The following is a 16008-nucleotide window of genomic DNA, read 5'->3' on the forward strand; positions in this document are numbered from 1 at the left end:
GCCGGTCTGATTGCTGTCGTCATCGATCGCCTGCTTGCCGAGGATGATCAGGCCAGGCTGCTCTTCTTCGGCAACCTTCTTCAGGATCTTGGCGACGGCGAGCGGCTCGACGATGCCGTCGGCCTTCACCAGGATGCCGCGATCGGCGCCCATGGCGAGACCGGTGCGGATCGTCTCCGACGCCTGCGCCGGTCCGATGGAGACCACCACGACTTCGGTCGCCTTGCCGGCTTCCTTCAGGCGCAGCGCTTCCTCGACCGCGATCTCGTCGAAGGGGTTCATCGACATCTTCACGTTGGCGAGTTCAACGCCCGATCCATCGCTCTTGACGCGGACCTTGACGTTGTAATCGACCACCCGCTTTACCGGCACCAAGACCTTCATCGATCCTCTTTCACTCAATTTGGGAGGGGGCTATTCAACTGGCGCGGAACCTAAAGGCCTGATCCGGCCCGGTCAACGCGCGACAGGGCCCAATTTTAGACCTTAGAAATGCTGATCTCAATGGGTCAGCGGTTCTGGCCCGGAACCCAGAGCACGTCACCGGCGCCATTATGGTTAGCCGCGCGGCTGGCCACGAACAGAAAGTCCGACAGGCGGTTCATATATTGGATGCCAGCTGCACCGACCGGCTCCCCCGGCTGAGCCGCCAGTTCCACCATCACGCGTTCCGCCCTGCGGCAAATCGTGCGGGCGACATGGAGGTAGGCGGCGGCCGGCGTGCCGCCCGGCAGCACGAAGGACGTAAGGGGTGCGAGCTTGTCGTTGAGAGCGTCGATGTCGCGCTCGAGCCGCTCGACCTGACTTGCCACCACCCGCAACCGTTCCGTCTTTTTAGTTTCCTTGCCCTCCCGTTCGGGCACCGCAAGGTCGGCACCGAGATCGAACAGATCGTTCTGGATCCGGCCGAGCATCGCATCGAGCTCCTGCGCATCCCTGGTGTGAAGGCGCACCACGCCAATCGCGGCATTGGTCTCGTCGACCGTGCCGTAGGCTGCGATGCGCAGATCGTATTTTGGACGGCGCTCGCCGGTTCCGAGCGCTGTCGTGCCGTCGTCACCGGTCTTAGTATAGATGCGGTTGAGCACGACCATGAAAGTCTCCTTATTCTTAGGGCATGATCTTGTCGGAAAACCGCTTCGCACTTTTCCGGATCATGCCCTATCGCCCCATCGCCCAGACCGCGATCATGGCAATAACGATCGCGATGAACTGAAGCAGCACGCGCCAGCGCATCAGCTTCTGCGAGGTGTTGGGCGAGCCGCCGCGCATCATGTTGACGAGACCGAGCAGCAGCACAATCGCCACGGCGCCGGCTGCCACCGGCAGGATGAAAGTACTCAGGAGAGATGCCATTTGGGGGTGATAACACCGTGTGCGGCGCTCCGCTATGGCGTTCCCAATCTGGCTTTTAGGCCAATAATATCAGAAGCTGGCTGGATGATTTCCGATTTGCGCGCATCGCCCTTTGCCTTCGCCTCTCCCCGCTTGCGGGGAGAGGCTGGAATGCGCGCGCAGCGCGGATTCCGGGTGAGGGGGAGTCTCCGCGAATCCTGCAGCCACCGTCCCCGCGGAGAGCCCCCCTCACCCGCCGCGCGTCGGCCTCTCCCCGCAAGCGGGGCGAGGCGAATCCGGGCCGCAAGCGGAGTGAGAGCAAACTTGCTCCGGGGCAGGCTGTGAAGGTCATCCGCACGATCTATATCGTCGTGGAGGACGCCTTCTACACGTTCCTCGCCGACGACGGCTGGGCGATCGCGAGCCACATCGCGCTGTCGACGCTGATGGCGCTGTTTCCGTTCCTGATCGTGCTGACCTCGCTGGCCGGCTTCTTCGGCTCCAAGGAACTCGCCGACCAGGCGGCCGGGCTGATGCTCGAGGTCTGGCCGAAGCAAGTGGCGGATTCACTGTCCGGCGAGATCCACGACGTGCTGACTACCACCCGCACCGGCGTGCTGACGATCGGCGCGGTGCTGTCGGTCTATTTTGCGTCCAACGGCGTCGAGGCGCTGCGGGTCGCGCTGAACCGCGCCTATGCGGTGATGGAGATGCGGCGCTGGTACTGGCTGCGGCTGGAATCGATCGGCTATACGCTGGTCGCGGCCTTCACCGCGCTCGCCATGGCGTTCCTGATCGTGCTCGGCCCGCTCTTCATCGAGGCGGCGCGGCGCCACATTCCGCTGTTCGTCGAATCCAACGAGAGCATCCTCACCTGGCTGCGCTACGGCATCACCATCGGCGCGCTGGTGGTGGCGCTGATCATCCTGCATGCCTGGCTGCCGGCGGGACGGCGCAGCTTTTTCCAGATTCTGCCCGGCATCGTCTTCACCATCGTGGCCTCGCTGATCTCGGGCATCGTGTTCGGACAATACCTGGCGCGCTTCGCCAACAATTACGTGACGATGTATGCGGGACTGGCCTCGGTGATCATCGCGCTGGTGTTTCTGTATTTCATCGCCGCGATCTTCGTCTTCGGCGGTGAGCTCAACGCCGCGATCATCAAGTCGCGACTTCCTCACGGCGTTTCGCTTCAAGCAGCGCAGTCGCTAAAGCCCGCGGAGACACAGGCTTGACCAGGAAGGCGTCGGCGCCGGCCTCGCGCGACGCCGCTTCGTCCTCGCCGCGCCCGGACACGCCGATAATCGGGATCTGAGCCAGCGGCGTCTGCATCGTACGGATCCGCCGGATCGCCTCGACACCGTCGATGCCGGGCAGGACCATATCCATCAGCACCGCATCGAAGCCGCCTTGCGCGAGCCGGTTCACCGCATCCTCGCCGCGGCCGATGAACTCGGCATGATGGCCGAGCTCGGTCAGAATCGTATTGAGCACGACACGGCCGAATGGATTGTCCTCGACGCTGAGCACGCGCAACGCCGCAAGTGCGTCGTCCGCCTCATCACCACCCGATTTGCGTGACTTCGCGGGGCCCGCCGCATCCAGCGACACCGTCAGCGTGAAGGTGGCGCCGCCGCCGCGCCGGGGCGCGACCGTGATGTCGCCGCCCATCGCACGCGCCAACTGCTTTACCGAGGACAGACCGAGCCCGGCGCCGCCGAAGCGCGAGGCGATGGTGACATTGGCCTGGGTGAACGGGCGGAACAGCCGCTTGATCTCGGCCATGGTCAGGCCGATGCCGCTGTCGGACACCGAGAAGGCGACGCCGACCCGGCGCTTGTCCTTATCCTTGGCTCTGCCGCTTGCTTTGCCCTTGGCGGGACGCCAGGGCGTAGCCGACATCGCTATGCCGCCCTGATCGGTGAATTTCACGGCATTGTCGATCAGGTTCTCGAGTGCGGCGCGGAGGCGGACGGGATCTCCAACCACGAGGCCCGCAAGTTTTTCGGAGATCTCGACCTCGGCCTGGAGCCCCTTGGCGGCGGCGCGGCCGGCAAGCGAATCGCCGGTGCTGCGCGCGAGCGCCCGCAGATCGAACAGATCCTGCCGCAGCGTGCTGCCGCCCGCGCCCTTGCCGGTCTTGGCGGCGTCGACGAACAGCGTGGCAAGGTTCGCCAGATGCTCGGCACCGGCCTTGATGGTGTCGGCCCAGCGCCGCTCCCGCTCGCCGAGATCGGAGGTCGACAGCAGGTCGCTGATCGCGAGAATCCCGGTCAGGGGGGTGCGGACCTCGTGGGCAAAGGCGGCCAGCGCGACTTGGACCATGTCCGGTGCGGCCGCCTTAGCGCCGCGCTTGCGCACCTTGCCGGCCGCCCCGGACCGCTTCGGAGGCGGTCGCCTGGACGCCCGCGTAGTGCGCGTTTTCGCCGCCATAAATCCCCTTCGAAGTATCCCCTTCGAACCCCGGGCTATCGGCTCAGCATCGCACGGCGGAACCCCCGGAGTCACGGCGGCGTTTTGCTAACCCCCAGAGAAACTTGACCTAATCCCACCAATCCGCGGATACCGGCGCGCGTGACGCCGGCCGCGCGCAACTCCCGCAGGCCGGTCGAGCGGTCCGATTTCGACAGCTTGCGCCCGTCGGCATCGCGAATCAGGGGATGGTGGCGGTAGGCCGGCTCCGGCAGGCCGAGCAAAGCCTGGAGCAGGCGGTGGACCGAGGTGGCGTGAAACAGGTCCTGGCCGCGCACGATCTCGCTCACACCCTGGAGCGCGTCGTCGACCACCACGGACAGATGGTAGCTGGTCGGCGTCTCCTTGCGGGCCAGGATCACGTCGCCCCACGCCTCGGGCCGCGCGGCGACCGTGCCGCGCTCGCCATCGGGGCCCTCGCCCAACTCGTTCCAGGTCAGGCCGGCGACGCGCTGGCAGGCCGCCGTCATGTCGAGCCGCAACGCGTAAGGCGCGCCGGCACCGATCAGACGCGAGCGCTCGCCCGCCGCCAGCGCTTTCGCGTCACCAGGATAGAGCGGTGCACTGTCGGGATCGCGCGGCCATGGCCCGTCGGCCTCGCGCGCGGCCACGAGCCTGGCGATCTCGGCACGGCTTTCGAAGGCGGGATAGACGAGGCCGCGCGCGGTGAGTTTCTCCAGCGCGGCGCGATAATCGGCGAGATGCTCCGACTGCCGCCGCACGGGCGTCTCCCAGGCGATCCCCAGCCAGGCGAGATCCTCATCAATTGCCGTCTCGAACTCCGGCCGGCAACGCGTCGCGTCGATGTCCTCGATCCTCAGCAACAATCGCCCGCCGGTTTCGCGCGCGCGGTCGAAATTGAGCAGCGCCGAATAGGCGTGGCCGAGATGCAAATGGCCGTTCGGGCTGGGGGCAAATCGGAAAACGGGTGGCGGCATCTGGCAAGATCTCGTCATGGCCAAAGCTCTGTTACGACAAGACTCTGTTACGATAGGAGATGGATGCGCGGGTCAAGCCTGTGCATGACAAGTAGAGCCATCATGACCATCCACCTCGAAACCCAGTCCGATCTCGAAGAAGCCGTCCACGCGCTGGTCAAGCGCGATCCGCGACTCAAACCCGTGCTCGCGGTCGCGGGCATGCCGGCGTTGCGGCGGCGCGAGCCGGGCTTTGCCGGGCTTGCCCATATCGTCTGCGGGCAGCAGCTTTCGACCGCGAGTGCTGCGGCGATCTGGGGACGGCTGTCCGCGGCCTTCGATCCGTTCGACCACGAGGCCGTGCGCCGTGCCCGCACCGACCGGCTGGGCCGGCTCGGCTTGTCCGCAGCCAAGATCAAGACTTTGAAAAATCTTGCGCGCGAAATCATCGCGGAGCGGCTGAACCTCGACGTGCTCGCTGAGGAGGATGCGGATGCCGCGCATCACACGCTGATCTCGCTGCCTGGCATCGGGCCGTGGACGGCCGACGTCTATCTCTTGTTTTGCCTCGGCCATGGCGATGCCTGGCCGGCCGGCGACCTCGCCGTGCAGGAGGGCATCAAGATCGGCCTCGGCCTTCAGGCACGGCCGACGGAAAAGCAGATGGCGCCGCTCGCCGAGCCCTGGCGCCCGTTGCGGGGTGCTGCCGCCCATCTGTGGTGGAGCTATTACCGCGCGGTGAAGAAGCGCGAGGGGGTGCTGTCGGCGTGAAGCCGCCGAACAACGTTTAAAACTATGTTGCTGTTGCAAACGACCCGCGTGTAATCGATGAGATGACGGCACGGACACAAGCCGGGATCTGACATCATGACAGCCACCGACTTCATCGTTGCGCGCGACAATTTTGAAAATTGCAAGACAATCGCAACCACGATTCCCGCAGCCGATGCACTGCCGCAGGGTGCGCTGCTAGTGAAGGTCAACCGCTTCGCCTTCACCGCCAACAACATCACCTATGCCGGGCTCGGCCACGAGCTGAAATACTGGCAGCTGTTTCCCGCGCCGCAGGGCTTTGGCAACATCCCGGTGTGGGGCTTTGGCGAGGTGATCGCCTCAAAACATCCGAACGTGCCCGTGGGCGAGCGCCTGTTCGGCTATTTCCCGATGGCGACGCATCTCGTGATCGAGGCAACTGATGTCAGCAAGCGCGGCTTGCGCGACGGCGCCGCGCACCGGCAAGGCGTGGCCCCGGTCTACAATGCCTATGCGCGCGTCGGCGGCGATCCCGCCTATGCCGGACGGCAGGGCGACTACCAGGCGTTGCTGCGGCCGCTGTTCATGCTGTCATTCCTGGTCGACGACTTCCTGACCGAAAACGATGACTTCGGCGCGCGCACCATGCTGCTCTCGAGCGCCTCGAGCAAGACTGCGTTCGGGCTCGGCCATCTCCTGCACAGCCGCGGCCGCAAGGTGATCGGCCTGACTTCGGCCAGCAATACCGGCTTCGTCACCTCGCTCGGTTGCTATGACGAGGTCGTCACCTATGACTGCGTGACATCGCTGCCCTCAGATGCGCCGGTCGCCTTCGTCGACATGGCCGGCAACAGCGCGCTGCGCGCCGATCTGCACCATCATTTTGATGACCAGATGAAATGCTCGGTGCGCGTCGGATTGACACATCGCGCCACCGATGCCGATGAAGGCGAACTGCCCGGCGCAAAGCCGCGCTGGTTCTTCGCCCCCGACCAGATCCGCAAGCGGGCGAAGGATTGGGGTCCTGGCGGCATCGAGCAGCGCTTTGGCGCGGGATGGTCCGGTTTCGCACCGATGCTGGAGCGATGCCTGAGCGTCGTCGAGAGCCGCGGGCCCGAGGCGGTGCAGCGGGTCTACCTCGACACGCTGAAAGGCCGCATTCCGCCTGAGCAGGGCCACATGCTCTCACTGCTCGGGTAAAGCGCTTTTGACGTAGCCTGATCCAGTATAGCGTTCGACTTCAGAGGAAACGCCGCGAAGACGGCCACGAGGTCGCGCATGCTGGATCGCACGAACGATATCGCCGTCTCGGCGCAAGCCTGGCTCGATGGATTCGAGCGTGCGCTTGGCAAACCTGATGGCGCGGCACTCGACCGGCTTTTTCTCGCCGACAGTTTTTGGCGCGATGTGCTGGCGCTGAGCTGGAACCTGCAGACGCTTGCAGGCCGCGATGCCGTCGCGCAAGCGCTGACTGCGCTCGCGCCGAAGGCGACACCGCGGCATTTCAAGATTGCCCCGAACCGCGCGGCGCCGCGCCGGGTGACACGGGCGGGCACCAACACTATCGAGGCGATCTTCAATTTCGAGACCGCGCTCGGCCGCGGCAGCGGCATCGTGCGGCTCGTACCGGATGCCGCTGACGGCGACCGTCTGAAAGCGTGGACGCTGCTGACTGCGCTCGACGAGCTCAAGGGTTTTGAGGAACAGCTCGGCACCACGCGCCCGCGCGGCCAGGCCTATTCGCGCGATTTCCGCGGACCGAACTGGCTCGACCTGCGCAACGCCTCGCTCGACTATGCCGATCGCGATCCCGCCGTGCTGGTGGTCGGCGGCGGCCAGGCCGGGCTTGCGATCGCAGCACGGCTGAAGCAGCTGCAGATCGACACGCTGATCGTCGATCGCGCGGCGCGGATCGGCGACAACTGGCGCAAGCGCTATCACGCCCTCACCCTGCACAACCAGGTGCAGGTCAACCACATGCCCTACATGCCGTTCCCGCCGAACTGGCCGACCTACATCCCCAAGGACAAGCTCGCGAACTGGTTCGAAGCTTACGTCGACGCGATGGAGTTGAACTTCTGGACCGGCACAGAGTTCGAAGGCGGCACTTACGACGAGGCCAAGGGCCACTGGACGGTGACGCTGCGCCGCGCCGACGGCAGCAAGCGCACGATGCATCCGCGTCATGTCGTGATGGGGACCGGCGTCAGCGGCATTGCCAACGTGCCTGACATTCCGACGCTGGATCGTTTCAAGGGCACGCTGCTGCATTCCAGCCGCTATGAGGACGGCGAGAATTGGCAAGGCAAGCGCGCGATCGTCATCGGCACCGGCAATAGCGGTCACGACATCGCGCAAGACCTCCATTCCAGCGGCGCCGGGGTGACGCTGGTGCAGCGTTCACCGACGCTGGTCACCAATATCGAGCCGTCGGCGCAGCTCGCTTACGCGACCTACAATGAGGGTACGCTCGAGGACAACGATCTGATCGCGACCTCGATGCCGACGCCGCTGGCAAAGAAGACGCATGTGATGCTGACCGAGCAGTCGAAGGAACTCGACAAGGAGCTACTCGATGGCCTCCGTCGCGTCGGCTTCAAGCTCGACTTCGGCGAGGCCGGTACCGGCTGGCAGTTCAAATACCTCACCCGTGGCGGCGGCTATTATTTCAACGTCGGCTGCTCCAACCTGATCGTCGAAGGCGCGATCATGCTGAAGCAGTTCGAGGACATCGACGGCTTCGCGGCCAATGGCGCGCGGATGAAGGACGGCACGACCATCGCCGCCGATCTCATCGTGCTCTCGACCGGCTACAAGCCGCAGGAATACCTCGTGCGAAGGCTATTCGGCCACGGCGTCGCCGACCGCGTCGGCCCGGTCTGGGGCTTTGGCGACGGATTTGAGCTGCGCAACATGTATGCGCGCACTGGGCAACCCGGCCTGTGGTTCATCGCCGGCAGCCTCGCGCAGTGCCGGATCAACTCGAAATTCCTCGCGCTGCAGATCAAGGCGATCGAGGAAGGGATTTTGCCACGGACCGCGGCTGCAAACGAGCAAAGAGGCAACTGAAGAGGGGACCACACATGCCAGCCATTCTCGGCACCGGCGAACACCGCTACCGCGTCGTCGAAAATTTCGCAAAGCTTCCCGATGGCTGGCAGCTCACCGACGTCGCCTCGGTGGCGGTCGATAGCCACGACCGCGTCTACGTCTTCAACCGCGGCGCCCATCCGATGGTGGTGCTGGATCGCGAGGGCAATTTCCTGCGCAGCTTTGGCGAAGGCCTGTTCTCCCGCGCCCACGGCCTGCACATCGACGCCGACGACAATCTCTATTGCACCGATGACGGCGACCACACCGTGCGCAAATGCACGACCGACGGCAAAGTGCTGCTGACGATCGGCATCCCGAAGAAGCCAACCCCGTTCATGAGCGGCGAGCCGTTCCACCGCTGCACCCACACCGCTTTGTCGCCGAAGGGCGAGATCTACGTCTCCGACGGCTATGGCAATGCGCGCGTGCACAAATTCACGCCCGACGGCAAGCTGATCAAAAGCTGGGGCGAGCCCGGGACCGATCCCGGCCAGTTCAACATCGTGCACAACATCGCCACCGATTCCGACGGCTGGGTCTATGTCGCCGACCGCGAGAACCATCGCGTGCAGGTGTTCAACGGCGAGGGCAAATACGAGACACAGTGGAACAATCTGCACCGCCCTTGTGCGCTGTGCTGTTGCGGCGGGGGCAAGAGCCCGACCTTCGTCATCGGCGAGCTCGGCCCCGGCCTGGCCGTCAACCGCAAGGTGCCCAATCTCGGCCCGCGGCTGTCAATCGTGGACGCGCAGGGCAAGCGCATCGCGCGGCTCGGCGGCGAGGAAGGCCCGGGTGTCGCCAGCGGAAAGTTTCTGGCACCACACGGCATCGCGCTGGATTCGAAGGGCGACATCTATGTCGGCGAAGTCGGCGTCACCGACTGGAAGACGAGCTTTCCGGACGAGGAGATGCCGGCCGCGGTCCGCGCGACGCGGTGCTTGCAGAAGCTGGAGCGGGTGCAGGAGTAGCCCAGCCCATCATTCCGGGGCACGGCCTCCCCAAATCGCGGCGTTTTTGAGCTTCTGCCACCCCGCCGCCGTATTGCTTGCGCCTGAATAAGTCGCTCAACGGGCTTCACAATCCCGTCACGCTGCATGTAGTATGTCAATACATGCTGCTTCGCAGCGTATATTGGAGGCCAGGAGCGTTACTTGAACGCACATGTCTCGCAAGGCAGTTGGCCGGTGCTGGTCCTCAACGCGGACTTCCGGCCGCTGAGTTACTACCCACTGTCTCTGTGGTCGTGGCAAGACGCGATCAAGGCGGTGTTCCTCGATCGCGTCAACATCGTCGCTCATTACGATCAGGCGGTTCACAGTCCCACGCTGCAAATGCAGCTGCCGAGCGTGGTCTCGCTCAAATCCTTCGTCAAGCCGACCACGCACCCCGCCTTCACCCGGTTCAACGTCTTCCTGCGCGATCGTTTTGCCTGCCAATATTGCGGCTCGCCCGAAGACCTCACCTTCGATCACATCATCCCGCGCAGCAAAGGCGGCCAGACCACCTGGGAAAACGTGGTCGCGGCGTGCTCGCCCTGTAACCTCCGCAAAGGCAATCTCACGCCGGTGCAGGCCAAGATGTTTCCGCGCCAGCACGCCTTCGCGCCGACCGTGCACCAGCTCCACCGCAACGGCCGCCTGTTTCCGCCGAACTACCTTCACGACAGCTGGCTGGACTATCTCTACTGGGATACGGAACTGGATCCGTAGCGGACGGCCTCACACCCCGATCGCGTTCCGCGCGATCACATCCCGATAGAACGCGGCGCTCAGCTTCGGCACCCTCGCCTGCGTCTCGAAATCCACCCGGTAGAGGCCGAAGCGTTTGCCATATCCAAAAATCCATTCAAAATTGTCCATCAGGCTCCAGAGGAAATAGCCGCGGATCGGCACACCCTCGGTGATGGCGCGCTGCATCTGGGTCAGGTAGTTGCGCAGGAACATGATGCGGTCGAGATCGTAGACCTGGCCATCGGCGTGGATCCTGTCTTCCGACGAGGTGCCGTTCTCGCTGATATAGATGTTCTCGATGTTCCAGATTTTTGCGGCAATGCGCGGCGCCCAGTAGATCACCTCGGGGCCGACCCGCAACCATTCCGAATTCATGTGCGGGAACGAGGTCGGGAACGGCAGCACGTTGAAGCCCGGCGCGCGATCGGACGCGGTGACGTAGAACTGCGGCGCGTAGATGTTCAACCCGACGAAATCGTTCGGCGTGCCGATGATCTTCAGCTCCTCAGCCGTGAATTTCGGCGCGTCCGCGCCGGCATAGGCAAGGAAGCCGTCGGTGTATTTGCCCTCCAGCACGACGCCGAGGAACCCTGCATTGAGCTCGCGCGTCGCGATCTCGGCGGCGCGGATATTCTCCGGCGTTGCGATCGCCGGCACACAGGCCGCGATGTTCTCGGCTGCGCCGACGCGGGTACCGGAGCGCCCGGACGCACGGATCGCCTGCACGGCGAGGCCGTGCGCGAGCGCAACGTGATGGCGGACCTGGTTCAGCTGCGCTGCCGGCAGCTTGAGGCCGGGCGCGTCGATGCCCCAACCATAGCCGAAATTCACGAAGCGCCCGACCTCGTTCACGGTGAAGATGTTCTTGACGCGATCGGTCAGACGCTGGGCAACGTAGCCGGCGTAATCGGCAAAGGCCTTTGAGGTGTCGCTCGACTGCCAGCCACCGACGCGGTCCTGGAGGGCCTGCGGCAGGTCCCAGTGATAGAGCGTGGCATAAGGTTCGATGCCGTTCGCGAGCAACTCGTCGACGAGCCGGTTGTAGAAATCGAGCCCTTTTGGATTGGGCTGCCCCGTTCCGTCCGGAAACACCCGCGGCCATGCGATCGAAAAACGGTAGGCCTTGACGCCGAGCTCCCTGATCAGCCGAACGTCGTCCTTGTAGCGATGATAATGCTCGTTGGCGCGGTCGCCGGTGGTGCCGTCCTCGATCTTGCCGGGCGTGTGGCTGAAAGTATCCCAGATCGACTTGCCGCGGCCGTCTTCCTCGACAGCGCCTTCGATCTGGTAGGACGAGGTCGCCGTGCCCCACAAAAAATCCTTCGGGAAGGGTGCGGGCGCAGACGTCCCCATCTCGGCAGCGCCGGCGCGCGTCGTCAGGCCGAGCGCAGCGAGGCCTGCAAGCCTGGCAAAGGAGCGGCGCGAGAAGGAAGCGGACATCGTCACCTCTGCGCCTGCTCCATGTCGATCTGATAGGCGGAGATCCGGTCGATCTCGAACGCCACGATCGGCGGCGTCTCCGCATTGACCGGACTGACTCCGGGAAAGAATTTCGAGCCAATCGCGAGATTGACGATCATGTACATGGGATCGTCGAATCCAATCGGCACCTTGATGTCGGAGACCGGCCGGCGGTCGATGAAATAGACCAGCCGGTCCTCCTCCCACAGCACACCGTAATTGTGGAATGTGGTCGAGGCCTCGCCCACCGCAAAATCGAAGCCGCAGGACTGGATCTTCTGCGTCGATGGAATCCGCCAATGGGTCGTCATCACCATGTCGCCCGGCCGCTCGCCGCGGCCTTCCAGCACGTCGACCTCCGGTGGCCAGCCGCCGTCGTCCGCCAGCATCCAGAACGCCGGCCACACCGCATGGCCGACCGGGATCTTGGCGCGGATCTCGAAATATCCGTGCTTTTGCGCAAAAGTGCCCTGCGTGGTCAGGATGCCCGAGACATATTCGTTGTTGAACAGCACGGGCTTCATATCCGGCGGCGTGCGGCTTGCGACGATCGACAGCACGCCGTTCTTCACCCTGAACGGATCGAGCCCGAGCGGCGTCGTGGCGCGGCCGGCATAGCGCGGATCGACATAGATCTGCTGCTCGCCATTGGCGCTGGTCTTGCGCTTGAAATCGGAACCGTCGCCGCCCCAGTAGCGCGCATCGGGCCAGGCCGCGCCGCCCGCGTAATGCGGCACCCAGCGCCCTTTCGACAGCGGATGCTCGTCGAAATCGTCGTTAAAGGTCCGCCGCAGCGGCAGGGAGATCAGCGACGCCGGATTGACCGTCTCGAGCTTGCGGCATTCGATCGTGGACGGATCGGTCGTCACTTGCAGGGAAATGCTGACTGGCGCAGCATCGAGATCGTCCTGGAGATCGTCCCGCGCGACGCCCGGCGCCGTCGCTACGAGCAACCCGATCGCGACCAAAGCGCTCCTCGTCCAACGGTCGATCATCGCCGCACATCGTACATGCCAGGAAACGAGGCGAGGATAACTCGCTCCTCTTCGGCCGGGCAAGAGCGATGCGACCGGGTTACGGCGCGATGATGTCCAGCCTGTCCCGCGGCGGAATAGTCGCCTTGAATGCCGCGAGCGCTGAAGTCACCTCCGCCGCGTCGGCCAATGGTGTGCGGTAGAACGCGACGTCTCGTTGCGACAGGGTCACGGTCGTCGTTCGCAGCACGGCGACCTTGGTCCAGGTCGACGGCACACCTTTCGGAAACCAGGCGTCGAAGATCATCACCAGGCCGACGCCGCGATCGCTGGCGAGAGCGGCCATTTCCGCAGGTCCATACTGCCCCGCGGTCCTTGCCTTCCGCACCTGTTCCGAGCCAAGACCCCAGAGATCGAGCGTGTAGTTGGGATTGCGGTAGGCGACCAGCCCGAGATCGTTGACCGCGACCGCATGCCGGTAGAACGATTTGGCGAAGCGGGCCAGCTGATACTGCTGCTCATAGATATCGCTGGCACCGATCGGCGTGACCAGCGCGGTCGTCACGTAGGGCATCGCCGAAATGCCGAGCCCAAGCACCAGCGCGATCTTCGTGAACGACCATTGCAGCGCAGGCAGACGCGGCCTGACCTGCGCGGCGCTCCAAAGCAACGCGGCCGCAGCGAGAGCCATGATGTAGACTTCATAGCGGTTGAACCAGCCATATTGCCCGAACACCAGATGAGCACCGATGGCCGCGAGAACGGTCAGATAGACGATCAGCGCCTTGCGGTCGGCACGCAGCCAGGAGGCGCAGCCGGCAAGGGCAAGACCGAGCATGATGAGCCGCAAGCCATAGGACGTGGCGATGCTCCGCAGCATGTTCTTGACGACGGCAGGCAGATTGCTCGTGGATTCGCTATCGAGATTTGCGAGATAGCCCTTCAGCAGCACCGAACTCGGCAGCAGCGGCAGGCCGCGCGAGGCCATCAATGCAAAATAGCCGGACAAGCTGACGATAACGACGAGCGCGGCGCCGCCAGCAAAGCGCCGGTGGCCGAGCAGTGCGAAGCCGGCAATGGCCGCACAGGCAAAGGCAATACCTTCGAAGCGGATCAGGGGAAGTAGCACCAGCGCGATGAAATGCAGCCGCGTCGGCGCGGATCCGCGCGCCGCCGCAGCGAGACCGAGGAAGGTCACGACTGAGGCCCACACGTGAGCGCTGTGCTCCATGCCGGTCATCGGCAGCGCGACGGCGCTGACGTTAAAGACGAGGAGCAATGCAATCAGATAGCCGAACGGGCGATCATTGGCGTCGTCGAACAACCCGTTCGCTTCCAGTGCACGCAGAAGCGCAAACACCGTCGCACATGCGGCGGCGGCGTTGAACAGCAGCGGGCCGACCGGTCCGAGATGCATGGCCTCGGTCAGCGCCAGAACATAAGGCCAGATGATCGAGGAGCTTGGCGATGAAAATTCGCCGGCATTGACCCCATATCCGCCGGAGAGAATTTGGTCGGCAACCGCAAGATGGATGTAGGCGTCGTCCAGAGCGAAAACGAGCCTGAAGTCGCACAGCGCCACTATCGCGGCAAGCTCCGCCGCAAACAGCGCTGACCAAAGCAGCACGGCGACGGTCGAAGGACGGGTCCACCGCCCCGCGCCGGAAGTCACAGACGACTGCTGACCCGACCGGTCCAGGCGATCGCAATGATTCACGGCAATAGTCACAAAACGCTCCCCGCGGGCCGGCCCCTCGCATCCGATACGATCAAGAGCTTAATCCCGCATTTCCGCCGGGCCGTAGCCGACCCGTTACGTCAGCATTTCGTTAACGACGATGAGCACCAGGGCCCCCAGTTCCCTGCTCGTCACGAATCCGGGGAACGTGAACGGTCCGTTACCGTCCGTTAAGCCTAAGCCGGCAAGCTCAACCGCAAAGTTCCGTGGCACGTCGCGGTCTTTGATCCACCATCACATTCGGGCCAGGTCGCTTCATTCACATGCTTGCCGAAACGCTGGAGTCTGTTCGATCGTCGCCATCGAAGCGCACGCTCTATGTGCGCGTCGTCGTTGCGGCACTGGCGGCAATCCTTGCGCTCAAGATCTACTGGTTTGTCCGGTGGGGCTTCTGGCACGACCATCAGGTGCCAGATTTCGCGGCGTTTCATCTCGTCGCACAGCGGATCTGGCTCGGCGATCTCGACCTGACCTACCAGTTCGCGGTGTTCATGAAGATGCAGGCGAGCCTGTCGGGCGGCGCAACCGGCTTCATGCCCTGGACGTACCCGCCCCAGTTCGACCTGCTGCTCGCCCCGCTCGCCTTCCTGCCGACCTGGGCGGCCTACGCATTGTTCACCGGCACGACGCTCGCGGCTTACCTGATAACGCTGCGCAAGCTCGCGGGAGACTATTTTGCGCAGGTCCTCGTCATCCTGTTTCCGGCGATAGCGATCACGATCGGCTGCGGGCAAAATGGATTGCTCACGGGTGCACTGATCGGGCTCGTCTGCGTCCATGCCGAGAGGCGCCAGGTGCTCGCGGGCCTCGCGCTCGGCGCCATGGTCATCAAGCCGCATCTCGCCGTCGCCATCAGCCTCTATCTGCTGGCGACACGGCAGTGGGCGACGATCGCCGTCGCAGCGGCGGTCGTGCTCGTGAGCGCGCTTGCGTGCACGCTCGCCTTCGGGCCGCAGATCTGGCTCGCCTGGCTCGGTGCGATCCGGGAGTCGGCGAGCTTTCTGGAGCAGGGCTCGTACCCCCTGTTTCGCATGATCTCCAGCTATGCGGTACTGTACAATTCCGGTGTCCCGGCAAGTGGCGCGTTCTGGGGCCAGGTCGCCATTGCCGGCCTTGCGCTCGTCGCCGTCGCACTTGGCATCGTTCGCCGGATGCCTCCTTCGTTCACGCTCGGCGTCGCCGCACTGGTCTCGGTGATGATCAGCCCTTACGCCTATGATTACGACCTGCCCATCGCTGGAATTGGTCTGGCACTGGTCCTGCCCTATCTCCCCAAAGTGACGAGCCCGCGCGAGCGCAGTATGATGTATGCCCTCGTGATGCTGGCCGGCGCCTACGGCTTGCTGCAATCCACGAGCCTCGCCTCCAGCTTCGACGAGCACTTCAAGCCGGCGATCGCCGGTGCCGCGCTGATGGTCCTGCTGGCGATGCTGCTGCGGATGATGTGGCGCGATGCGCTGCCGGTTGCCGCTGCCGAACTCGGCGCACCGGCACGCGCGCTCGAATAGCCCGGACGCGGGCTATGCCGGACGACG

General features: G+C 64.3%; 15 protein-coding genes. 7 read left to right on the forward strand and 8 right to left on the reverse strand.

The genetic code is table 11. The features are described from left to right. From FXB40_RS43165 to FXB40_RS43175, 3 genes are all read right to left on the reverse strand, one after another. Positions 1-384: electron transfer flavoprotein subunit beta/FixA family protein (locus FXB40_RS43165; protein WP_148778322.1), on the reverse strand; the 384-nt coding region annotated here is incomplete at its 3' end. 125 nt (positions 385-509) lie between these two features. Beyond that, positions 510-1094 carry a cob(I)yrinic acid a,c-diamide adenosyltransferase gene (locus tag FXB40_RS43170; RefSeq protein WP_148778323.1) on the reverse strand — a complete coding sequence of 195 codons (585 nt, stop codon included), beginning with the start codon at positions 1092-1094 and terminating at the stop codon, positions 510-512. 67 nt (positions 1095-1161) lie between these two features. Next, positions 1162-1356 (reverse strand): twin transmembrane helix small protein, encoded by a 195-nt coding sequence (locus tag FXB40_RS43175; RefSeq protein ID WP_027530620.1) that lies wholly within the window; start codon positions 1354-1356, stop codon positions 1162-1164. 320 nt (positions 1357-1676) lie between these two features. On the opposite strand from FXB40_RS43175, the gene FXB40_RS43180 reads away from it, so the two are divergent. Continuing rightward, positions 1677-2570: a YihY/virulence factor BrkB family protein gene (locus FXB40_RS43180; protein ID WP_148778324.1), complete on the forward strand. Its 894-nt coding sequence runs from the start codon at positions 1677-1679 to the stop codon at positions 2568-2570. On the opposite strand, the gene FXB40_RS43185 is transcribed toward FXB40_RS43180, so the two are convergent. Next, complete coding sequence (locus FXB40_RS43185) at positions 2497-3768, reverse strand: ATP-binding protein (protein WP_148778325.1); 1272 nt, start codon at positions 3766-3768, stop codon at positions 2497-2499. The two genes, FXB40_RS43180 and FXB40_RS43185, sit on opposite strands and share 74 nt — an antisense overlap. Positions 3769-3839: 71 nt before the next feature. After that, positions 3840-4745 (reverse strand): tRNA glutamyl-Q(34) synthetase GluQRS, encoded by a 906-nt coding sequence (gene gluQRS / locus FXB40_RS43190; RefSeq protein ID WP_148778326.1) that lies wholly within the window; start codon positions 4743-4745, stop codon positions 3840-3842. A gap of 102 nt (positions 4746-4847) precedes the next feature. On the opposite strand from gluQRS, the gene FXB40_RS43195 reads away from it, so the two are divergent. From FXB40_RS43195 to FXB40_RS43215, 5 genes are all read left to right on the forward strand, one after another. Continuing rightward, entirely contained in the window at positions 4848-5495 is a 648-nt protein-coding gene (locus FXB40_RS43195; protein ID WP_148778327.1) for a DNA-3-methyladenine glycosylase family protein, read from the forward strand. A gap of 96 nt (positions 5496-5591) precedes the next feature. Beyond that, on the forward strand, positions 5592-6677 hold the full coding sequence (locus tag FXB40_RS43200) for a DUF2855 family protein (RefSeq protein ID WP_148778328.1): 1086 nt from the start codon (positions 5592-5594) through the stop codon (positions 6675-6677). Between the two features lie 78 nt (positions 6678-6755). Further along, on the forward strand, positions 6756-8546 hold the full coding sequence (locus FXB40_RS43205; protein WP_148778329.1) for a flavin-containing monooxygenase: 1791 nt from the start codon (positions 6756-6758) through the stop codon (positions 8544-8546). 14 nt (positions 8547-8560) lie between these two features. Further along, positions 8561-9538 carry a peptidyl-alpha-hydroxyglycine alpha-amidating lyase family protein gene (locus tag FXB40_RS43210; protein WP_148778330.1) on the forward strand — a complete coding sequence of 326 codons (978 nt, stop codon included), beginning with the start codon at positions 8561-8563 and terminating at the stop codon, positions 9536-9538. 183 nt (positions 9539-9721) lie between these two features. Then, the gene (locus FXB40_RS43215) at positions 9722-10279 is read left to right on the forward strand and encodes an HNH endonuclease (protein WP_018316280.1); all 558 of its coding nucleotides are present in this window, start codon (positions 9722-9724) and stop codon (positions 10277-10279) included. 9 nt (positions 10280-10288) lie between these two features. On the opposite strand, the gene FXB40_RS43220 is transcribed toward FXB40_RS43215, so the two are convergent. From FXB40_RS43220 to FXB40_RS43230, 3 genes are all read right to left on the reverse strand, one after another. Beyond that, on the reverse strand, positions 10289-11740 hold the full coding sequence (locus tag FXB40_RS43220; protein ID WP_148778331.1) for a GH1 family beta-glucosidase: 1452 nt from the start codon (positions 11738-11740) through the stop codon (positions 10289-10291). A 2-nt stretch (positions 11741-11742) separates the two neighbouring features. Then, positions 11743-12756 carry a glycoside hydrolase family 16 protein gene (locus FXB40_RS43225; protein WP_148778332.1) on the reverse strand — a complete coding sequence of 338 codons (1014 nt, stop codon included), beginning with the start codon at positions 12754-12756 and terminating at the stop codon, positions 11743-11745. Positions 12757-12835: 79 nt separating this feature from the next. Next, a complete protein-coding gene (locus FXB40_RS43230) occupies positions 12836-14362 on the reverse strand; it encodes a hypothetical protein (protein WP_246208326.1) in 1527 nt (508 codons plus the stop codon). A 374-nt stretch (positions 14363-14736) separates the two neighbouring features. Between FXB40_RS43230 and FXB40_RS43235 the strand changes: the two genes are divergently transcribed. Then, a complete protein-coding gene (locus FXB40_RS43235) occupies positions 14737-15981 on the forward strand; it encodes a glycosyltransferase family 87 protein (protein WP_148778333.1) in 1245 nt (414 codons plus the stop codon). Positions 15982-16008 lie beyond the last annotated feature (27 nt).

The sequence above is a fragment of the Bradyrhizobium rifense genome (assembly GCF_008123425.1).
Classification (GTDB): Bacteria; Pseudomonadota; Alphaproteobacteria; order Rhizobiales; family Xanthobacteraceae; genus Bradyrhizobium; species Bradyrhizobium rifense.